Origin of the sequence: Oceanicaulis sp. HTCC2633 (assembly GCF_000152745.1) — a bacterium.
Lineage (GTDB): Bacteria > Pseudomonadota > Alphaproteobacteria > Caulobacterales > Maricaulaceae > Oceanicaulis.
The window spans coordinates 2,887,797-2,908,938 of the sequence record NZ_CH672428.1; the positions used below are offsets into that span (position 1 = coordinate 2,887,797).

Below are 21,142 nucleotides of genomic sequence, written 5' to 3' on the forward strand. Positions count from 1 at the left end.
AGCAGGGCCCGCCCCGCCCGGTCCAGTGAAAGCGCCGCAATCTGGCTGCGACAGAGTGCGGGGAGGGGCCTCGAGGAGTAATCTGATCCAGTCTTGCCACCGGGGAATAGGGGTAATATTGACTTCCGAATACAGGAGAGGACACTGCTAGTAAGGTTGGAGCGGAACGCCCCTATTAGTAGCGTTGTCTTAGCTCTGTTAAGGGCAGGGAATTGAAAGTTGATAAATAAAAAATCTTACATTCCAGCTCTAGATGGACTCAGAGCGATATCTATTGTTTTTGTGATTGTTTTTCATTTGAATGAAAAATACTTGCCAGGTGGATACATCGGTGTTGATGTATTCTTCGTTATATCTGGTTATATTATTACCAAAAATATTCTGTCCAGTAGTAAGTCAAATAAATTTAACTTTATAGACTTCTATTGGAAAAGGGCTGCCAGACTTCTTCCTGCGGCTGCAGTGCTCGGAGTTTTAACATTAATATTCTCTTACGTTATATATGGCCCAAATGGCCTATACTCGAATTTGTATTCATTTTTATCTTCGCTTTTCTGGCTGTCAAACGTCTACTTTTATGCGAATTCAGGGTATTTCGACCCGGTTTCTCTTTCGAACCCATACCTTCATTTTTGGTCGCTCTCTGTCGAGGAGCAGTTTTACATCTTTTGGCCGTTGCTGATCTCTTTTGTTTTGTTAGCAAAGTTTTACAGGCACATTGTATTTTTCATCGCTTCCTTGTTGACTGCTTATTTAATATATAAGTTCGATTCAAGTGCGATGTTTTATCTAATGCCGGCGCGTGTGTTCCAGTTTTCTGCTGGTGCACTTGTCGCGTGTATTCGCCTGAGTGGTCATGAGAAAGGAAATAAGTTTTCTGCGATTGGTGTAACCGCGCTAGGTTTTGTTCTTCTCGTATTTAGTGCTGTATTTGTTAGCGGTCATGACTACGATATAATTATGTCTGCATTCGTCCCTACTATGGGTGCGTCATTTATTCTGTTTTATATCAATTCATCGTTCTCAATTGCTACTCTAGGAAATGATTGTCTTACCTGGATCGGCAGGAGAGCTTACACGCTTTACCTGGTCCATTGGCCGCTTACGGTCTTCTATTCATATTATTTGGGACCTAACAGGCCCTTGTTTCTAGAGATTCTATTGGTTCTATCTTTTTTGGCGGCTGCCGAGCTATTGCATAAACTTGTCGAGGAACCTGTTCGAGTCTGGTCTTATCGAACTGAACGCAAGGGTTTGCATTTGGGGGTGTTCGCGGCGTCTTTTGCCATTGTGGGAGCTGTCTCATTAATCGTGGCTCCTCTTCTGGTTCAGATGGGGCGTGCTTCTGAGGGGGATGAACAGCGCTCAGAACTGGCTTCCGCGGCTGAAAGCGGGCAGCCAGCTGCGGGTGTTGGCGATCAGGGCCTGTTTCTTGCCGATGTTTCTTATGTACAGCTGGGGCGGGAAGTCAGTGCGCGTCGATACCAAAGCGGGCGCATCGAACGTGGCTGTCATCTGGGCTATGACCAGCCTTTCGAGCGTTTCAATATGGAGGCCTGTTTGCCGGCTGACCTGTCGAGCAAAAAGGTTCTGCTAATTGCTGACAGTTATGGTGCGGAGACTATCCCTCTCTTGGAGAGATGGCTGCCTTCTGACCAAATTATAAGCATCGTGACGGGCGGCTGCGTCCCCATCTATCCTGAGTCTGGGGCTTCCAGCCGACCTGAAAGCTGTCAGCGTCTAAACCGCTTCCGTTATGATTACATCGCTGAGCGTGAAGATTTGGAAGCCATTGTCATCGTCAGCAATTGGCGGCACTGGCGCGAGATAGATATGGTCTCCACATTCGACTATATTTCATCCTTGGGTCTGAACTTATTTGTGGTCGGAGCGCGGCCTCAATATTCGGAAAATATTCCTGAATTGTTGGATTCGCCCATCGGCCCACAGGTCTACAATGACTTGAGCCGCTATCATGTTTATGATGTCCATGAGAAAAATGCTCAGCTGTCTGAGATTGTAGGAAGTTATGACAATTCCTATTTCCTGAACGTGCTCCGAGCATTTTGCGATGAAGTCTGCCCTGCACTGATGCCAGACGGGCAACTAATTTACATGGACTCCGCGCATACCGGGCCTGTGTTTGCTAATTATATTGCTGACCACCTTGAAGCCGCGCAGCCTGATGTCATAGCTGCGCTGCAAAGCGTGACTTCGAACAACAATCGCGAAACTTCAGTTGTTGAGGCGGAGGCTTCAACCGCGCTGAGTCTGCGGTTGGAGTGCGAAGCCATCAATGAATCTCTACCTGCCATAACGCGAAGGTTTGCGTCCTCACTGGAACAGGGTGCGTTTGCGGTCCGTTTAGGCGGTCCTGATGAGGATCGTTATGAATACTGGGATGGGACGATTGGTGCAGACGGAACCGTGAGTGTCCGCGGTGAATACATTGAGGGTTTAAGTGGCCTCAGGGATATTCAGCTGGATGGACGCGTACAAGACAATGGCGTTGTCGCGTCGGGAAATCGCGGCGTCAGGAGTTGTGAGCTGTTCTTTGATTAAGCTACCGTCGCCCGAACAGGCGTTCGATGTCCGCCAGTTTCAGCTCCACATAGGTGGGGCGGCCGTGATTGCACTGGCCCGAATGAGGCGTGGCTTCCATCTCGCGCAGCAGGGCGTTCATTTCATCGCCCGTCAGGCGCCGGCCCGAGCGCACCGAGCCGTGGCACGCCATGGTGCCCACCACTTCCTCGAGCTTTTCCTTCAGCGACAACGCCTCGTCATATTCGGCGATCTCGTCGGCGAGATCCCGGATCAGACCCTGCACGTCGAGGCGCTTGAGAAGGGCGGGGGTTTCGCGCACGGCCAGCGCGCCGGGGCCGAAGGGTTCGATCACAAGACCCAGCTCGGCGAGCTGCTCGGCGCGGTCGAGCACGCGGCGCGCCTCGGCTTCATCGAGCTCGACAATTTCGGGCACGAGCAGCGCCTGGCGCGCCACGCCCGTATCGGCGAGCTGTTTTTTCATCCGCTCATAGACAAGGCGTTCATGGGCGGCGTGCTGGTCCACGATCACCAGCCCGTCCTCGGTCTGGGCGATCACATAAGTCGCATGCACCTGCGCGCGCGCCACGCCGAGCGGGAAGTCCGGCGTGTGCGTTTCGGCCGCGGGCGCGCCGTCCGCCGGTTCGCCGCCGTAAGAGGGTTCGGTGCGGGCGGACATGCCGGGCGCGAGATCGCCGCGCCCATATTGGGACGCTTCGGTCTGGGACTCGCCATAGCCATAGCCCGACGTCTCGTGATGCTCGGAGAGCTGGCTTTCCCAGGCCGGGGAGGGCCGGTTGGCCCAGCCGCTGGAGATCGAGCTGCCGCGGGTCAAAGGCAGGGCATGGGTCGGCGCGCCTTCGGGGCGGGCGCGTCCAAGCGCGTATCCGGCCACAGTCGTGGAGGCGCGATGGCCCGCCCCCGCCAGCGCATGGCGCAGAGCGCCGACGATCAGACCGCGCACCAGCCCTGAATCGCGAAAGCGCACTTCGGCCTTGGCCGGGTGGACGTTCACATCCACATGGCTGGACGGCAGGTCCACATAGAGCGCGACGACCGGATGGCGGTCACGGGCGAGAAAGTCCTGATAGGCGCCGCGCACCGCGCCGACGATCAGCTTGTCCTTCACCGGGCGGCCATTGACGAACAGGAACTGGTGCTGGTTCGAGCCGCGATTGTATGTGGGTAGGCTGGCGAGCCCGGTCAGGTGCACGCCTTCGCGCTCCTGATCGATCACGAGGGCGTTCTCGCCAAAGTCCGCGCCCAGAATGGACGACAGCCGCCCCCGGCGCGCCTCGTCGCGATCCTCTGTGCTCTCGGCCGGGGCGGAGACGCGCGAGCGGCCATCCACGGACAGGAAGAAGCCCACATCGGGCCGCGCCAGCGCCAGCCGCTTGATGACATCGGAGACGGCGGTGCTTTCCGCACGCTCGGACTTGAGAAATTTCAGGCGCGCGGGCGTGGCGTAGAAGAGATCGCACACCTCCACCCGCGTGCCGCGACGGCCCAGCGAGGGGGCGGGGCGAGGGCCGGATTTCGTTCCGCCTTCGACCGAAAGCTCCCAGGCGCCGCCCAGCTCCTCATCCTGGGTGGTGATGTTGAGGCGCGCGACCGAACCGATGGAGGGCAGGGCCTCGCCGCGAAAGCCCATGGAATGGATGTTCAGAAGATCGTCCTGCCCGTCCTCACCCACGGGCAATTTGGAGGTGGCGTGCCGCTCGATCGCGGTTTCGAGCCCTTCGGCGTCCATGCCCGAGCCGTCATCCTCGATGACGATGCGGGTCAGCCCGCCGCCCTCGATGCGGATGTCGATGCGTTGCGCGCCTGCATCGAGCGCGTTCTCCACCAGCTCCTTGACGGCGCTGGCGGGGCGCTCGACCACTTCGCCGGCGGCGATGCGGTTGACGGTTTCAGGTGACAGGCGGCGAATGAGGGTCATGGCTTCAAAGTCGCGAGCGGGTGTGAGTCGGTCAAGGCGCAGCGCTGTTTGCCGTCTTCCGCTCGCCAAGGCTCTCGTGATAGGAAAGCGACATGACCGATACTGATCTGCCCTCCTTTGATCGTGATTTCGCGGGTGAAGCCACGCTGGAATTCGGCGATGCCGATTTCATGATCCTCAAGCCCGGCGCGTATGTGAAATGCGCGGTTACGGGCGAGAAAATCACGCTCAACAATCTGCGTTACTGGTCCGCCGAGCTTCAGGAAGCGTATCTGGACGCCAGCGCGGCCACCCAACGCTGGCGCGAGGTCTATCAGGGCCCCGGCGCCGCCAAGCAGCAAAAACCCGGATAGGGACAGGATAGCTCTCATGGTTCTGATCGCCGCGCTCGCCCTTGTTCAAGCCGTCGCCCCCGCGCCGGAGGGCGCGGCTGATCCCATGGCGGCCCTGATCGCAGAGACGGCGCCCGCCGCCGCCCCCATCAACTGCGCCGGAACCCATCGCCAGGGCGCGATGATCGTCTGCCGGACGCAGCCGGGCGCCAGCGTGACGCTAGGCGATATCAGTGTTGAAGCGGATGATGCGGGCTGGGTCGTGCTGGGCCATGACCGGGATGCGGAGGCGCAGACCACGCTCAGCGTCGCTCTGCCTGATGGCCGCTATGAAGAGACGGTCAGCGTCCAGCAGCGCCAATACGACATCCAGCGCATCGAGGGGGTGCCGCAGGAATACGTCACCCCGCCTGAAGAGGTGCTCGAACGCATCCGCGCCGAAGGCCGGGTCAAGCGCAACGCCTATACCTCCCGCTGGACGGGGGATGGCTTCGCCAGCGCCTTCATCATGCCGGTCGAAGGTCGCCTGACCGGCGTCTATGGCAGCCAGCGCTATTACAATGGCGAACCGCGTCGGCCTCATTATGGCATCGATATCGCTGCCCCCGGCGGCACGCCGGTGATCGCGCCCGCCGCGGGCGTGGTCACGCTGGCCGATCCCGACATGTATTATGAAGGCGGTCTGATCTTCATCGATCACGGCCAGGGCCTGACCAGCGCCTTCCTGCATCTGGGCGCTGTGAACGTGGACGTCGGTCAGGAAGTCGCGCAGGGCGAGGTGATCGGCGAAGTCGGGTCCGGCGGTCGCTCGACGGGCGCGCATCTCGACTGGCGCATTAAATGGCACAATCGCTATATCGACCCCGCTGAAGCGCTCGCGGTTGATCCCAGCGGCTTGCGGTAAATCGCTGAAACCCCGGCCAAGCGCAGCGCAGAGCCGGGGCCTCCATCAGGATCAAGCGCTATTTGCGGAGACAGGTCCCGGGTCTTCGCCTTGCTCGCCCGGGAATTCAGCCTCTTGAGGCTTGCGCCTCCGCCTTCGCCTGCTTGTAGAGCGGCTTCTCGAACCGGCGGTGCACCCAGAACCATTGGCTGGGGGCTTCCTTGATGCGCTCTTCCATGAAGCGGTTGATGGTTGTGACCACCTCAAGAATGGCGTCCGCATCCTTGCCTTCGGGACGCGCCAGCGGTTCGTGGATGGTCACCTTGAAGCGGGCGCGGTCCTTGCGCCGGATCGACATGGGCACGAGCGGGCAGTCATAGCGCAGCGCCATCCGCGCCGGGCCGGGCGCTGTCATCGCCATGCGGCCGAAGAAGGGCGCGGCGATGCCGTCATTCATCTTCTGATCGTTCATCAGCGCGACGGACGCGCCCGATTTGAGCGCCTGCATCAATTCCTTGGCGCCATGCCCGCCCTTGGGGGCGAGGATGTTGATGCCATAGGCCTTGCGCTGATCAATGATGCGCTGGTCGATCAGCGGGTTGTTGGCGTGGCGATAGGTGATCCGGCAATCCTTGAGGTGACGCATGATCACCGCCGCCATCAATTCCCAATTGGCGAAATGCCCGCCGATCAGCACGGCCGGCTGCCCCTGACGGTCAAGCTCGGCCAGGATCTCCTCGCCCTCGACCTCGATCTGGTCGCTGTTGGGGCTGAAATCAAAGCGGTGGGTGTTGGGAAACTCGCCGACGAGCCTCCCGAAATTGTCCCACATGGCGTCCAGCAGGCCATCCAGCTCGCGGTCTGACGCTTCGGGGAAGGCGACCTGCATGTTCACGCGCGCCACATGATGCACCGAGACTTTCGGGCCCAACGTACGCAGGAGCTTGGCGCCGTAATCGGAGGCGCGCTCCAGCCCCATGGACCGGAACAGGCCCTGATAGGCGTCCCAGCCCAGCGCTTCGGCGCGAAAACCGATGGATTTCATGAGATCAGACATGGTTCTGGCTTAACGGCTGGCGGCGAAGGAATCCATCGCTTGATCCAGAAGCGCGTCGAGCCGGGCTTCCTCGCGGAAGACCGCGCGCACGGGCCAGGCGGTGACCGAGCCCTTTACCCCGCCGGGCAGGCGCACATGGTCCTTCTCGGTGGTGATCAGGGTGGCGTCATGGCTTTCGGCAAGATCGGCCAGCGTCTCGATTTCTCCGCGAGTGAAGGCGTGATGGTCGGGAAAGCTCGCCGTATCCGCCAAACTTCCGCCCGCCGCTACCAGCGCGTCATAGAATTTCTGTGGCCGGCCAATGCCCGCAAAGGCCAGCAGCGGTCCTGACGGCGGGGCGGCTTCGGGCGCGAGCCAGGCGGTCAGCACCGGAATCTCAAGATCTGCGAGCTGGAGCTTTTCAAGGTCCGGCGCGAACTCCGCGCTGGGGCACATCACGATCACGGCGTCCGCGCGCGCAAGCCCGTCCTTTACTGGTTCGCGCAAGGGCCCCGCCGGGAAGATCGTGCCCGGCCCCCAGCCGGTCACACCGTCCACCACGACGATGGAGAGGGTCTTTTCAAGGCTGGGGTTCTGGTGCCCGTCATCCATGATGATGACGTCCGCGCCTTCCTCGGCGGCCATGCGCGCGCCGTCGGGGCGATGGCGGGCGACATAGACCGGCGCGAGGCGCGACAGCAGCAAGGGTTCATCACCCACATCGGCCACGGAATGAAGCTTGGGATCGACTTTCACCGGGCCTGAAAGCTTGCCGCCCCAGCCCCGGCTGAGGCCCGCAGCCTTGAGCCCCTTCTGGTGTGCGGCGCGCATGAGGGCCGCGGTGACGGGCGTCTTGCCGACCCCGCCCACGGTGAGATTGCCCACGCAGATCACGGGCGCGGGCGCGGGGGCGGGCGTTGTCGTCCGGATGCGGCGCGCCCCGGCCCAGGCGTAAAGCGCGCCCAGCGGCGACAGGAGCGCGCGCGTCAAAGCCGCAGAGCTGCGCGGCGCTGTGTCATCCCAGAAAGGCGGGGCTCGCATCAGGGGCGTCCTTGGTCGAGAAGCCGGTTCAGATGGGACAGGGTGAGGGGCAGGGCCCCGTTCGGCAAGGCGTCTAGCGCGGCAAGGGCCTTGTCCGAGGTCAGTCGGTCGCCCTGCCAGCAGTCCAGCACATCGCGCGCAATGTCGGCGGCGGTTTCGGCGACCAGGCGCGCCTCATGCGCATCATAGACGCCATAGACATCGCTAAAGCTGTCCACATGGGGGCCGGTGATGACCAGAGCGCCCGCGCGGCTCGCCTCGATCGGGTTGTGACCGCCAATGCCGGGCTTGAAGCTGCCGGCGATCACCGCGACCGGGCACACCCCATACCACAGCGCCATCTCGCCCAGCGTATCGGCCAGCCAGACCGGCCTGCCGTCCGGCGTTTCGCCCTGAGAGCGGCGGGCCTGGGGCAAGCCGTGTTCGTTCAGAACCGCCGCCACGTCATCCGCGCGCTCGGGATGGCGCGGCGCGAGGATCATCAGGGCGTCGGGCCGGACTTTGAGAATTTCGGCATGGGCTTGGGCGATCAGCGCCTCTTCGCCGTCATGGGTGCTGGCGGCGACAAAGACCGGGCGCTCGCCAATGGCGTCCTGCGCCGCTTTCAGGGCGTCCGGATCGGGGGCGGGCAGGCCGCATTCAAGCTTGAGATTGCCCGCCAGTTCCACCGGGCGACCGGTCAGGCCCGACAGACCCTCGGCGGTGCGTTGGTCCGCGGCGCCGATCCAGTCAAACGCGCCCAGAAGCGCTTTGGCGCTTGAAGGCCAGCGCGCCCACCCCTCCAACGATTTGCGGTTCATCCGCGCATTCATCAACGCCAGCGGGACGCCCCGCGCCCTGGCGGAGAGGATCAGGTTGGGCCACAGCTCGCTTTCGGTGAACACCGCCAGATCGGGTGTCCAGTGATCGAGAAAGGCGTTCACCCAGTCCGGCGCATCCACAGGCGGGAATTGATGGATCAGGCGGTCCAGCCCGCGTCGCGCAATCAGGTTAGCCGAGGTGAGGGTGCCCGAGGTGATGAGCACATGGGCGTCGTCATGCTGGCTGAGAAGCGCCTCGGCGACGGTGAGCGCCATCTGGCTCTCCCCGACGCTGGCGGCATGGATCCAGATCAGACGGCCTGCGGGGCGGGCGATCTGCGCCTGACCCACGCGCTCGTGTAGGCGGGCCGGATCTTCCTTGCCTTCCCGCGCGCGCCTGTCGAGGAGCCAGCGCGCCGCCGGTTTCAGCGCCTGGCTGGCGAAACGATACAGCGACAGGCCCGGCGCGCTCATGCTGCGTCCTGACCGGGGTCTTCAGATTGCGGTTTCGGGGCGGCGGTGATCGTTTCGCCGCGGCAGGCGAGGTCGGCTTCCATGGTTGCAGCGATCAGGCGCGCTTCCAGCGTGGCGCGGGCGGTCTCCAGCGCCGCCTTGTCGGCGTCGGCGTCGATCCGGACCGGCTCGGCCCAGACGATCACGCCTTTACCAAAGGGCAGCGGCAGCACGAAGCGGTCCCAGCTCTTGAAGATGAGGGCGTTCGAGGTGGACCAGCCCAAACCCAGAAGCGGCGCGCCCGTGGCGCGCGCCAGCTTGACCGCGCCCAGACCCGCGCGCATGCGCGGTCCGCGCGGGCCGTCCGGGGTCAGCGCCATGCAGCCGCCGCCCTCGACCCAGCGGACCATTTCGCGAAAGGCGCTCAGCCCGCCCTTTTGCTTGGTCTTCTTCTTGTTGCGCGAGGAGCCGCGGATGACTTCCACCTTGTGATGGGCGGCGACCTTGGTGACCACATCGCCTTCGCGCGAGCGCGAGATCAGGATGGCGGGCGGCTGGACGTTTTTCGGCCAGGCCGCAATCGTCATCAGGATGCGGCCATGCCAGACGCCGCAGATCACGCCGTCCCCGGAGGACCAGAGCGATTGCGCATGCTCCAGCCCGCGCACCTCCCAGCGGGTGGTGGCTTTGACAAGGCTCATATAGCCCGCCAGCAGCGCGGCGATCAGCGCCTGGACCGGAGGCGAGGAGACGATGGACTTCAACATGGTATGCGCTGGATCGCCGCCCCGGGACGATCCGTCAAGCATTCCGTGCGCGTCAATCGCACGCGCTGGGTTGTTGCAAGCCGCGTTCAAGCGCCTTACTTCAGCGCGCCATGAGTTATGATCTGAACGACCCGGTCGATTACAAGCGCGCGATGAAGGGCCTCATGTGGGGCGATCATGGCGTGCTGCGCCAGCGCTTCCACAACATGCACCGCGTGGGCGGCGAGATGTGGCGGGGCAATCAGCCCAGCCCCAAGCGCCTGCGCGAACTCAAGGATATGGGGTTCAAGACGATCCTCAATCTGCGCGGCACGCAGCCGGGCCGTCATTACTATGATCTCGAGCACTTCACCTGCGATGAGATCGGTCTCGACATCGTCGACCTGCCCTGGGGCTCGCGCGAGGCGCCCTATGTGGAGCGCATCGAGCATCTGATCACAGTCTTTGACGAGATCGCCTATCCCGCCTTCATGCACTGCAAGTCCGGCGCGGACCGGGCGGGCATTGTGGCGGTGATGTACAAGCTGCTGCACGAAAAGGCCCCGTTCGAGGAGGCTGTCCAGCAACTCTCGTTCAAATACGGCCATATCAAGCAGGGCAAGACCGGCATGCTCGATCATTTCTTTGACCTTTATCGTCAGAGAAATGCGCAATCGCCGATCGATTTCCTTGAGTGGGTGCGTACCGAATATGACCGCCAGGCGTGCCATGACGGCTTCATGGCCAGCTGGTGGGGGTCGGCCCTGACCGAGAAAATCCTGCGCCGCGAATAGCTTGGGGTTGATGGCTCGCCGTTTGCATCCTGAAGGTGCAGGAGGCGAGCATGTTGATCGAACCCCAAATCCGCGCCTGGCAGAGCCGGTTCCCGGCGCTGGTGGACGCCAAGGCCAGCGTGCAGCGCTTTGTGCGTCGGACCTTGCGGCTGCCGTTTGAAGCCGAGTTCTCCCTGCTCTCGCGCTGGCGGCCCGATCCGGGCGAGGTCTTCATCGATGTGGGCGCCCATCGCGGGCAGAGCGTGGACGCCATCCGGCTCTACCAGCCCGATGCGCCGATTTACGCCTTTGAACCCAATGTGCATCTGGCGACGGGGCTTGCGACCCTGTTTGACGATGATCCGGCGCTCGCGGTCTATGCCTGCGGTTTGAGCGACAAGGATGAGGCGCGGCGGCTCTATGTGCCGGTCTATCGCGGTTTCGTCTATGACGGGCTCGCCTCGTTTGACCCGGACCAGTCACGCACCTGGCTCAGCGATGAGACCGTGGCCGGGTTTGATCCCGACCGCTTCGAGATGATGGCGGGCGAGGCGCGCACCTTCACCCTCGACATGCTCGATCTCGATCCTGGCTTCATCAAGATCGACGCGCCGGGCTGGTTCGAGGCGGTTTTGCGCGGGGCGAGAGAGACGCTCGAACGCTGCCGCCCGCTGATCCTGATGCAATCGAACGCCGACGCCGATCGGGTTCTGACCTCGGAGCTTGGCTATACCCGCGCCGCCTTTGACGGCGACCGCCTGCGCCCGGGGCGACAGGGTCGCGAGAACACCGTCTACGCGCCGGACGAGCGGATGGGAGATCTCAAGCGCTGCGGGCTGTGGGCGGGTTAGAGGTTCTTCTGCTTTTGGCCGGAGGACGGGGACAGGAACGCACACCACCGATGCCGTCGCTCTTAGCGTCATCCCGGCCTTGAGCCGGGATCTACCCGTTTCGTTTCTGTAATCAGAACAGAGCGGTTCCGGTAGATCCCGGATCGCTCCGCGTCCGGGATGACAGCCATACAAGTTGAAACCCCGGCCAAGCGCAGCGCAGAGCCGGGGCCTCCCTCAGGATAGGGCGCTTAACGTGGATGGAGGTCCCGGGTCATCGCTTCGCTCGCCCGGGAATTCACCACATTATCCATCCGCGAACTGCAGCGCGCTCAATTGCGCGTAGAGGCCGTTTTCCTGGATCAGGCTGTCATGGTCGCCGCTTTCCACGATCTCGCCCGCCTTCATCACATAGATGCGGTCGGCCTTGCGCACGGTGGCGAGGCGGTGGGCGATGACGATGGTGGTGCGGCCCTGGCTGAGCTTGTCGAGCGCCTCCTGCACCCGCGCCTCTGAATTGGCGTCGAGGGCGCTCGTGGCTTCATCAAGCAGGAGGATCGGCGCGTCCTTGAGGATAGCGCGGGCGATGGCGACGCGCTGGCGCTGGCCGCCCGAAAGGTTCGAGCCCTTGGGGCCGGCTTGCGTGTCATAGCCGGCTGAGAGGCCCAGAATGAAGTCATGGGCGTCGGCGGCCTTGGCGGCGGCGAGGATCTCGTCTTCAGAGGCGCCGAGCTTTCCCAGCGCGATATTGTTGCGGATCGTGTCGTCAAAGAGGGTCACCTCCTGACTGACGAGGGCGAGCCTGGTCCGCAGCGAGGCGAGGGTGACCGATCTGATGTCCTGACCGTCGATCAGGACCTCGCCTTCGACCGGATCATAAAGCCGGGCGATGAGGTTCAGGAGCGTCGTCTTGCCCGAACCCGACGGGCCGACAAGGGCGATGGTCTCGCCGGGTTTCGCCTCCAGCGTGATCTGATGGAGCGCATCCACGCCCGCTTCATACTGGAAGCGGACATCGCGCACCTCCACATGGCCCTTTTCAAAGGCGAGCGGTTTGGCGTCCGGCGCTTCGGTGAGGTTGGGTTCTTCGTCCAGAAGGGCGAAGATCCGGTCGAGCACCGCGAAGCCTTCCTGCAGCACGCCCGAGAGCGAGGCGAGGGCGCGGATGGGCGAACTCATGACGCCGAAGGCGACGATGAAGCCCAGAAGGTCCGACAGTTCGGTGGCGCCATTGAGCGCCCGCCAGCCGGCAAAGCCGAAGATGACGGCCAAGGCGACGCCGGCGGCGACTTCCATGATCGGTTCGATGCGCGCGCGCTGGGCGACCATGGCGAGCAGCAGCTCGAACCGGCTCTGGAAACGGCCTCTGGCGCGCTCTTGCGACCAGTCTTCCAGCGAGAAGGTCTTGATCATCCGCGCGCCGGAAAAGCCTTCCTCGAGAAAGCTCGACACATCGCCCATCTGGTCCTGGATATCGCCCGCGCGTTTTCGGATCGCCTTGCCGATGACGGTGATCGGATGGCCCGCGACCAGCAGGACGGCGAGCACGACGAGCGTCAGCGCCCAGTCGAGCCAGAACAGCACCACAAGACATCCCACCACGGTCAGGAAATCGCGGGTGAGATTGTTCGCCGCGCGGATCAGGCCCTCGCGCAGCATGGTGATGTCATTGGTGAAGCGCGAGATGATCGCGCCGACGGGTTCGCGCTCGAGGCGCTGGAAGTCCGCCGTGATCAGTCGATCGAACATGGCGACCTGCAGATCGCGCATGATCGCGAGCGCCAGACGGTTGGTGGCGAGGTTCTGCGCGAACAGGCTGACCGAGCGGACGATGACCGCGCCCAGAATGAGCACGGGCGCCAGCCAGAGCACGCTGGGCTCGCGGTTTTCCAGAAGCCCGGAGGCCTGCTGAACCACGACGCCATAACCCGAGGCCGCGCCCGCCGTGATGGCGGCGAGCAGGGTCGCCCAGGCCAGAAGACCTTTGTGTTTTGTGATCTGCTCGCGCCACAAACGCTTCGCCAGCGCAAACGAGCGCGCGCTCTGGGGCTTGGGCGCGCCGGGCAGGGCGCCGTTCGGGGCAGGCGTCTCAGACAGGGCGCTTAGTCCTTCTTGGACGGATCCAGAAGCTTGTGCGCATGGATCACGAAATAGCGCATATGCGCGTTGTCCACGGTGCGCTGGGCCGCCGATTTCCAGGCGTCGCGGGCTTCTTCATAGCTGGGATAGGCGCCGACGAAATCAACCTGGCTGAGGTCCTTGAACTCGGGCGCGCCCGGGCCGATATCGCTCAGCTCGCCGCCAATCACCAGGTGGAGCAGTTGCGGAGAAGACGTGTTGCTCATGGGGAGTCTCCCTCAAAGGGCGTTATCGGGTCTGTTTAAGGCGGTCTAATAGCAAGGCGTGCAGCACCGGACCAGCCGCCAGCGGCGGGTCCTGAACAGCGCTTGTCCGGTTGTAATACACCGCTTCGCCTTTCGACGAGGTGAAGACCCCGCCCGCCTCTTCCACCAATAGATGACCCGCGGCGAGATCCCAGTCCCACTTAGGTCGAACCGCGACCACCGCATCCGCTTCGCCCGCGGCCAGCAGACACAGGCGCAGGGCGGCGGAGTTGACGGTGTGGGCGTCCGCGCCCAGCGCCCGCAGATCCGACAGCCGTCCCGGATCGCCGATGAGGCGGGCGCCGGAAATGCTGTCATGGGTGCTGATCGACAGCGATGCGCCATCCTTGCGTGCGCCCTGCCTGAGCGCGGCGTCATACATCACGTCCGCGCTGGGATCATAGATCGCGGCGGCGACGGGGCGGCCCGCTTCCACCACGGCGCAGGAAATGACGAATTCGGGCTTGTTCTTGAGAAAGGCGCGCGTGCCGTCGATGGGATCGATGACAAAGCTGCGCCTGCGTTCCAGCCTGGACTGGTCGTCGGCGGTTTCTTCGGACAGCCAGCCATAATCGGGACGCGCGCCCTGCAGCCGTTCCTTCAGGAGCGCGTCTGACGCGAGGTCGGCCTCGCTGACCGGGTCGCCGGGATTCTTCTCCCAGTCGCGCATGCCGCGGGCGCGGAAGGCGAGGACGAGCTTGCCGGCGGCGCGCGCGGCGTCAGCCAAGAGGTCCCGGTCTGCGCGCGCGTCGGTCATCTAGCGACCGCCGATCGACAGATTGTCCACCAGCACGCTGGGCGCGTTGATCGCGCTGTCAAACTCCAGGTCCGAACCCGGCACGAGCCGGGCGAAGATGTCGAGAAGATTGCCCGCCACGGTGATCTCGCTGACCGGGCCGGCGAGCTTGCCGCCCTTGATGGCGTAGCCGGCGACGCCGACCGACCAGTCACCCGTATTGGCGTTCAGCGACGGGCCGAACATCTCGCTGACCAGAACGCCTTCGCCGGCTTCAGCGATCAGGCCGTCGCGATCAAGCTCGCCCGGCGTCAGATGGACATTCGAGGCGCCGACGCCCGGCGCGCCGCCCAGATTGCGCGCCGCGTGGCCGGTCAGCTCGAGGCCGAGCTGGCGGGCGCTGGAGGCGTTGAGCAGCCAGGTGGTCAGCACCCCGTCCTCGATCAGCGCGCGGGGTTTGCAGGCGATGCCTTCCGCGTCCACGGCGCGGGCGCCGAAGCTCCAGTCGCGCAGCGGATCCTCGATGATGTCCACGCCCTCGCTGAACAGGCGCTCGCCCATCTTGTCGCGCAGGAAGGAGGTGCCGCGCGCAATGGCAGGACCGGAGATCGCGCCCAGCAGCGAGGAGATGAAAGTGGTGGAGACGCGTTTGTCGAACACGACCGGCATCTTGCCGGTGGCGAGTTTCTCGGCGCCCACCCGGCTGACCGCGCGTTCGCCTGCGCTCAGCCCGATTTCCTGCGCTGTTTTCAGATCCGAGCGGCGGCGGGCGGCGTGGCTGTCATAATCGCGCTCCATCGCGCCATTGGCGTCCCTGGCGATGGCGGCGACGCCGAGCCCGCAGCGGGAGCCGAGGCGCGCACGTTCAAACCCTGTGGAGGTGACGAAGGCCGAACCGCCCACGCCCGCGCTGGCGCCGCAGCCGGACGTCATGGCGACGCCTTTGACCGAAAGCGCGGCCGCTTCCATCTCGAGCGCGGCGGCTTCAAGCTGTTCAGGTGTGAAATCAGTGGCTTCGTAAGTGGCGATCTCGGGGATCTTGCGCGCCAACTTGTCGGGCTCCACCAGACCGCAATAGGGGTCTTCTGGGGCGGCCTTGGCCATGGCGACCGCGCGCTCGACGGCAAGGCTCATGCCCGCTTCCGAGAGGTCTGAGAAGGCCACGCCCGCCTGGCGCTTGCCGATCAGGACGCGAAGTCCGGCATCGCGGGTTTCGCTGCGCTCGACGGTTTCCAGCTTGCCTTCGCGGGCGCCGGCTTCGATGGCGCGCGATTCAGACAGGACCGCTTCGGCCTCCTGTGCGCCGGCGCGCTTGGCGCGGTTCACGAGCTCGTGGGCCAGAGCCAGGAGAGATCGGGTGTCGGGTGCGCCCAGGCCGGCGCTGGCGTTCTGATCGGTCATAGCGATCCCATAACGTCAACACGGGTCCAAGCGCAACGCGTCACATCGGTTCAGGGCTCAGCCTGTCACCGCGTGCAGCACAAGCCCGACGCCCAGAACGGCATAGATGACGAGGCTGATGAGCGCGCCCAGGAAGCGGCCGATATTGGGGCCGTCCTTGGTGGCGACGCCCCAGCCATGAATGCCCCGCGCCACGGTCAGGCTGACGCCGATCGCGTGGATCGCCATCACTGGCGCGCCCAGCATGGCCATCAGGACAATTGCGATCAGCGCGCCCGGCGTCCATTCCGCGCCATTGGCGTGGGCGCGACAGGCGCGTTCCAGCGCCGGGTCCGTCCCCATGCCGAGACTGGTCTTGGTGCTGACCCGGTAGCGGATCACATTGCCCCCCAGGATCAACAGGATCACCAGATTGAGGCCCACATAGAGGCTGGCCGCTTCAAGCGCTGTCATGGAACTCCCCCTGTGATGCGCGCCGGTCAGTCAGCGTCGTCATCGGTCTGCGGCAGGCTGGCGGCCTGCCGGATGGCGTCAGCCAGCATCTCGGGCGCTTCCGCGCCCGAGACGGCGAACTGACCATTGAAGATGAAGCATGGCACGCCCTGAACGCCCAGGCGACGGAAGAATTGCTCTTCCTCCAGAACTTCCTTCCGGTCCCGGTCGGAGGCGAGGAGGTTTCCGACAATGTCGGTTTCCAGACCGATCTCGCCCGCCAGCCGGGTCAGAACCGCCGCATCGCCAATATCGAGATGCTCCTCAAAGAAGGCCTTGTGCAGGCGCTCGGAGGCCGCTTCGCCCAGATCCTGGCCCTGCGCCCAGCGGATCACCCGGTGGGCGTCCAGCGTGTTGGGCCGCACGGGAATGCCGGAGAAGCGGAATTTGATCCCGGCGGCGGGGCCGGCCTGTTCGAGATGCTCGCGCATCATCTTGAAGCGGTCGTCCGGACCATCGCCGAACTTCTTCTTCATATAGTCGGAATAGGGCACGCCCTCGCGCGGCACGGCGCCGTCGAGCTGGAAGGGGCGATACACGGTTTCGGTCTGGATCTCGGGAACCAGCGCGCGGGCCTGATCCCAGTAGCGCAGGCCCAGCCAGCACCACGGGCACACAACGTCAGAGACGATATCAACGGAAACTTGGGTCATGGGCGGACCGTAGAGCGATCCCGCCATCGAGAAAAGCTCAGGGCATGCAGACCTGATTGCGCCCGCCTTCCTTGGCCTTGTAGAGCCCGGCGTCCGCCTCGCCGAGCATTTTCTCACCGCTCGATTCAAGATCGCCGGCATGCAGCGTCGCGAGTCCCATGGAGGCGGTCACGGGGATGGGGTGGCCGTCATCATTTTCCACATGCAACGCCTGCAAGGCGAGGCGCAGCGATTCCGCCGTCTGCAGGGCCATGTCCGCGTCCTGGCCAGGCAGGAGGACAGCGAATTCCTCACCGCCCAGTCGGCCCAGCATGGCCGGCGGACGCAACAGCGCCTTGAGGGTTTTCACCGTCTTGATCAGCACCCGGTCGCCGCTGGCATGGCCGTGTGTGTCGTTGATCTTCTTGAAGAAATCGAGGTCGACCATGAGCACGCTGAAGGGCAGGGCCTGATCGAGCGCGCGCTTGTGCTCGCGTTCCAGCGTGCGCATGAACACCCGGCGGTTATAGGCGCCGGTCAGCGCATCGGTTTCCGCTTCCGCTCGCATGCGCTGGGTCAGTCGGACAATGCGCGAGGCGGCGCGCATGCGGGCCTTCAACTCGTTCTTGTCGATGGGTTTGACCAGAAAGTCGTCCGCGCCGGAATCGAGGGATTCCGCGAGCTTGTCCTCCTGACCCGAGGCGGACAGCACCATGGTGTGGATATGCTCGGTCTCGGGATTGGCCTTGACCCGCCAGCACGCCTCAAGCCCTGAAAAGTCCGGAAGTTCGATGGCGGTGAGGAAGATGTCGGGCGGGTCCTGGCGCAGCTGGTCAAGGCTCTCCTGGGCATGGCCGGACGCGCTGCAGATAAACCCTGCTTCGGTCAGCATGCGCACCAGGATAGCGCGCTGGACCCGGCTGGTCTCACAGATATGGATGTGCAGACGCTCATCCTCCGCGCGATCTCCGGTGGGAGAGGCGTCGGGCAGGACTTCCGGGAAAGAGGGCGCTTCGGACACAGCCATGTCGCGCACGCTAGGGGAGAAGGCTTAACGCTGTCCTGATGACACGCGTAAAATCGGAAAATCCGATAGGCGCGATCAGGCCTTGGTATCCAACAACTTGCCCAGCATTTCATCGGCGGAGCGGATGATGGAGGTGGCCGCTGACGCCTGATGCTCGGCCTTGATCATGTCGACCATGGCGGTGACGTAGTCATCATTGAAAGAAGAAACGCGCCCGCCGGGACCGGCGGGTGGTGGGGGGGCGTCGGATCGCCCGGCGGACGCGTCAGGAGCTGAAGCGCTTTGGGTAAGCGCGGCAGGGATGGTCGATGGGCGAACGCGGTTGACCATGCCTGCCGCAGCATCCAGCCGCGCTGTGGCGGCTTGGAAGGCTTGTACGCCGGATGAGAAAACCGAGTTCATGACCGTAGCTATGCGCCTAAATGTCGGTCATTGCACGCGGAACCGGTCATGTAAGTTACCGGGGCGTTAAGCGCGTGGTTCATGTCTCAGAGAGTTAGACAGCCGTATGACGCGTCTATGTCTTGGTCTTGCGAACGCTGGGCGCGAGCATTTCACAATCAGTTAAGCTTTGTAGCCGCAGTTCAGACAGAGGTCGCTTTTTGTGGAGAAGGCTTGGACGCCTTCGCATAAAGCGCAATGTGCTTCATAAACGGAATCTGTTTCGCCGCATGCGTAACAATAAGTCTGTTCACCATTGAATTCAGCCGTTTTTGGTTGTTCGTCCCAGTCTTTACCTTCCCAGTGGCACACACCACAATAGTTTAGTCTTTTGTCAGGGACTCCGATTTCTGCTTTGAAAAATTCACTTCCAAATATTTTTCTTAATAGTTCGAATTCTGCCAGTGCTTGGTTTCTCAAATGATCCGGGTAAACATATATTCCGTCAGCTGAATCGAGAAATTTTATTCTTATCGGAAACGGGTTTTTTGACCCTAAAAAATACTCAGAAACTCGTAAAATATGAATAAATATTGATTCTAGAGAATATTCAGCGCCAGATATAGAGTGGCTGGATTCATTTCGAAAGGCGCGTAATTTTTCGAAATGTTTCCAAGCACCCTCGGATAGTTCTTTGTTTCCAAAAAGCTCTATAGCTCTTTGTAAATCTGAGGCGGAAATTGAGCGTAAGGAGCCAAAGCTGACTGTTCCGGATTTGGGTTTGGGCCAACTCTTGGGCCCGTCAAGTAATAAAAATGGAGATGTTGCACATAAAATAGATTTTAATTGAAATTCTACTGATAGAAATAGCAAGTTTATTATATTTCTAATAAGGTATTTTGAGCTTTCAATATGCTCCAGTGTTTCAGGCGTTTCATCACCAGCCCATTCAATCACGTAAGAATGATCAGAAATGAATCGGGTAAATGTATCGAATGCCAGATTGAACGCGCTATGAGATTCGCGATCAAAGTCTTCTGACGTCGGGATGTTGGTGACTTTCATGATAGTACTTCAGTCCAGCCCCAGCTCGCTCCACATCGCGTCCACCCGGTCGATCACATCCTGCTCCATGTAGAGCTTCTCGCCCCATTCGCGGTTGGTTTCGCCGGGCCATTTGTTCGTGGCGTCCATGCCGACCTTGGAGCCGAGGCCCGACACCGGCGAGGCGAAGTCGAGATAGTCGATGGGCGTGTTCTCAATGGGGGTGATGTCGCGCGCCGGGTCCATGCGGGTGGAGATCGCCCACATCACATCCTTCCAGTCGCGCGCATTGATGTCGTCATCCACGACGATCACCCATTTGGTGTACATGAACTGGCGCAGATAGGACCACGCGCCCATCATCACGCGCTTGGCGTGGCCGGCATAGGCCTTCTTCATCGAGATGACGGCGATGCGATAGCTGCAGCCTTCGGGCGGCAGCCAGAAGTCGACGATCTCGGGGAATTGCTGACGCACCAGCGGGATGAAGACCTCGTTCAGCGCTTCGCCCAGCACGGACGGCTCATCCGGCGGACGGCCGGTGAAGGTGGTCAGGTAGATCGGGTCCTTGCGCATGGTGATGGCGCTGATTCTGAAGACCGGGAATTTCTCGACCGAATTGTAATAGCCGGTGTGATCGCCGTACGGGCCTTCATCCTCGTACTCGTCCAGCATGACATGGCCTTCGAGCACGATCTCGGCCTCGGCGGGCACTTTCAAGGGCACGGTCTTGCAATCGACCAGCTCGGCTTTCTGACCACGCAAGAGGCCCGCGAACTGGTATTCGCTCAACGTGTCGGGCACCGGGGTGACGGCGGCCAGGATGGTGCCGGGATCGGCGCCCAGAACGCAGGCGACGGGCAGGGGATCGGGCTTCTCGTTCTTCCAGCGCTGATAATGCTGGGCGCCGCCGCGATGCTTGAGCCAGCGCATGATCGCACGGTCCTTGCCCAGCTTCTGCATGCGGTAGATGCCCAGATTGAAGTCGTCCTGCTTGTCGTCTGACGGGCCCTTGGTCACCACAAGCGGCCAGGTGATGAGCGGGGCGGGCTCGCCCGGCCAGCAGCCCTGGATCGGCAGGCGATCAAGATCAATGTCATCGCCCTGCAGCACCACTTCCTGACACGGCGCCTTGCGCACGGTCGTGGGGCGCATGCTCATCACGGTTTTCGCCAGCGGCAGCATGCCGAGCGCGTCCTTCAGGCCGCGCGGCGGTTCGGGCTGGCGCAGGAAGGCCAGAAGTTCGCCCACTTCGCGCAGGTCGGAGGCGGATTTTCGCGGCTCGCCGCCCAGGGTCACGGCGCGGGCGACGCGGCCCACCGTGCCGAAGAGGTTCGCGAGCGCCGGCATTTCGGCGGGGCGGCCATCCTCATGAACCGGGTTCTCGAACAGGACCGCCGGACCGCCGGTGTTCAGCAGTCGGGTCTGGATCTCGGTCATCTCAAGATGCGTGGAGACCGGACGGGAGACGCGCTTGAGCTCGCCTTCGGATTCCAGCAAAGCGATGAAGTCGCGCAGAGATTTGTACGCCATCCGGCCCTCCTGTCAGATGGAGAGCAAACTAGGCCCGCCCGGCAGGCGGGCCAAGCGCGAAGCTGCGTTGGGCGACGGGTCATGAGAGATGACTTGCGCAATTGCAAATCATTCTTATAAGCGGGTGCGGATCGATGC

General features: G+C 62.4%; 20 protein-coding genes. 5 read left to right on the plus strand and 15 right to left on the minus strand.

All coding sequences use genetic code 11. The annotated features are described in order from the left end of the window. The first annotated feature begins 219 nt into the window (after positions 1–219). A complete protein-coding gene (locus OA2633_RS15930; protein WP_083783285.1) occupies positions 220–2,562 on the plus strand; it encodes an acyltransferase family protein in 2,343 nt (780 codons plus the stop codon). Between the two features lies 1 nt (position 2,563). Here OA2633_RS15930 and mutL read toward each other — a convergent pair whose 3' ends face one another. After that, on the minus strand, positions 2,564–4,480 hold the full coding sequence (gene mutL, locus OA2633_RS13585; protein ID WP_009803147.1) for a DNA mismatch repair endonuclease MutL: 1,917 nt from the start codon (positions 4,478–4,480) through the stop codon (positions 2,564–2,566). A gap of 92 nt (positions 4,481–4,572) precedes the next feature. Between mutL and OA2633_RS13590 the strand changes: the two genes are divergently transcribed. Further along, on the plus strand, positions 4,573–4,833 hold the full coding sequence (locus tag OA2633_RS13590; protein ID WP_009803148.1) for a DUF2093 domain-containing protein: 261 nt from the start codon (positions 4,573–4,575) through the stop codon (positions 4,831–4,833). 16 nt (positions 4,834–4,849) lie between these two features. Then, entirely contained in the window at positions 4,850–5,716 is an 867-nt protein-coding gene (locus OA2633_RS13595; protein WP_009803149.1) for a M23 family metallopeptidase, read from the plus strand. Positions 5,717–5,822: 106 nt separating this feature from the next. Here the strand turns inward: OA2633_RS13595 and OA2633_RS13600 are convergent, their stop codons facing one another. Genes OA2633_RS13600 through OA2633_RS13615 form a run of 4 tightly spaced genes read right to left on the minus strand, consistent with a single transcriptional unit; the run spans position 5,823 to position 9,792 of the window. Next, positions 5,823–6,752 carry a lysophospholipid acyltransferase family protein gene (locus tag OA2633_RS13600; protein ID WP_009803150.1) on the minus strand — a complete coding sequence of 310 codons (930 nt, stop codon included), beginning with the start codon at positions 6,750–6,752 and terminating at the stop codon, positions 5,823–5,825. A gap of 9 nt (positions 6,753–6,761) precedes the next feature. Further along, positions 6,762–7,775 (minus strand): tetraacyldisaccharide 4'-kinase, encoded by a 1,014-nt coding sequence (gene lpxK, locus OA2633_RS13605; RefSeq protein WP_371262347.1) that lies wholly within the window; start codon positions 7,773–7,775, stop codon positions 6,762–6,764. Next, entirely contained in the window at positions 7,772–9,046 is a 1,275-nt protein-coding gene (locus OA2633_RS13610; RefSeq protein WP_009803152.1) for a 3-deoxy-D-manno-octulosonic acid transferase, read from the minus strand. Before OA2633_RS13610 ends, lpxK begins: the two co-directional genes overlap by 4 nt. Further along, complete coding sequence (locus tag OA2633_RS13615) at positions 9,043–9,792, minus strand: lysophospholipid acyltransferase family protein (protein WP_162010999.1); 750 nt, start codon at positions 9,790–9,792, stop codon at positions 9,043–9,045. The genes OA2633_RS13610 and OA2633_RS13615 overlap by 4 nt, the downstream gene beginning before the upstream one ends. A 110-nt stretch (positions 9,793–9,902) precedes the next feature. On the opposite strand from OA2633_RS13615, the gene OA2633_RS13620 reads away from it, so the two are divergent. Further along, on the plus strand, positions 9,903–10,565 hold the full coding sequence (locus tag OA2633_RS13620; RefSeq protein ID WP_009803154.1) for a hypothetical protein: 663 nt from the start codon (positions 9,903–9,905) through the stop codon (positions 10,563–10,565). Positions 10,566–10,615: 50 nt separating this feature from the next. Next, the gene (locus OA2633_RS13625) at positions 10,616–11,395 is read left to right on the plus strand and encodes an FkbM family methyltransferase (RefSeq protein ID WP_009803155.1); all 780 of its coding nucleotides are present in this window, start codon (positions 10,616–10,618) and stop codon (positions 11,393–11,395) included. Between the two features lie 285 nt (positions 11,396–11,680). Here the strand turns inward: OA2633_RS13625 and OA2633_RS13630 are convergent, their stop codons facing one another. From OA2633_RS13630 to OA2633_RS13665, 10 genes are all read right to left on the minus strand, one after another. After that, a complete protein-coding gene (locus OA2633_RS13630) occupies positions 11,681–13,387 on the minus strand; it encodes an ABC transporter ATP-binding protein (RefSeq protein WP_009803156.1) in 1,707 nt (568 codons plus the stop codon). Positions 13,388–13,476: 89 nt separating this feature from the next. After that, a complete protein-coding gene (locus OA2633_RS13635; RefSeq protein WP_009803157.1) occupies positions 13,477–13,719 on the minus strand; it encodes a DUF4170 domain-containing protein in 243 nt (80 codons plus the stop codon). Positions 13,720–13,741: 22 nt separating this feature from the next. Further along, positions 13,742–14,515, minus strand: coding sequence for a 3'(2'),5'-bisphosphate nucleotidase CysQ (locus tag OA2633_RS13640; RefSeq protein ID WP_009803158.1), 774 nt, complete (start codon positions 14,513–14,515; stop codon positions 13,742–13,744). Continuing rightward, positions 14,516–15,895 carry a TldD/PmbA family protein gene (locus OA2633_RS13645; RefSeq protein WP_009803159.1) on the minus strand — a complete coding sequence of 460 codons (1,380 nt, stop codon included), beginning with the start codon at positions 15,893–15,895 and terminating at the stop codon, positions 14,516–14,518. Positions 15,896–15,952: 57 nt separating this feature from the next. Continuing rightward, complete coding sequence (locus OA2633_RS13650) at positions 15,953–16,348, minus strand: MAPEG family protein (protein ID WP_009803160.1); 396 nt, start codon at positions 16,346–16,348, stop codon at positions 15,953–15,955. 26 nt (positions 16,349–16,374) lie between these two features. Beyond that, entirely contained in the window at positions 16,375–17,040 is a 666-nt protein-coding gene (locus OA2633_RS13655; RefSeq protein ID WP_040613719.1) for a DsbA family oxidoreductase, read from the minus strand. A gap of 37 nt (positions 17,041–17,077) precedes the next feature. After that, positions 17,078–18,046 (minus strand): diguanylate cyclase, encoded by a 969-nt coding sequence (locus OA2633_RS15600; RefSeq protein ID WP_009803162.1) that lies wholly within the window; start codon positions 18,044–18,046, stop codon positions 17,078–17,080. Positions 18,047–18,121: 75 nt separating this feature from the next. Next, a complete protein-coding gene (locus OA2633_RS16200) occupies positions 18,122–18,448 on the minus strand; it encodes a flagellar basal body rod C-terminal domain-containing protein (RefSeq protein ID WP_156776265.1) in 327 nt (108 codons plus the stop codon). Positions 18,449–18,610: 162 nt separating this feature from the next. Beyond that, the gene (locus OA2633_RS16205) at positions 18,611–19,492 is read right to left on the minus strand and encodes a hypothetical protein (protein ID WP_156776267.1); all 882 of its coding nucleotides are present in this window, start codon (positions 19,490–19,492) and stop codon (positions 18,611–18,613) included. 9 nt (positions 19,493–19,501) lie between these two features. Further along, complete coding sequence (locus OA2633_RS13665; RefSeq protein WP_009803164.1) at positions 19,502–21,004, minus strand: UbiD family decarboxylase; 1,503 nt, start codon at positions 21,002–21,004, stop codon at positions 19,502–19,504. Between the last annotated feature and the right edge of the window lie 138 nt (positions 21,005–21,142).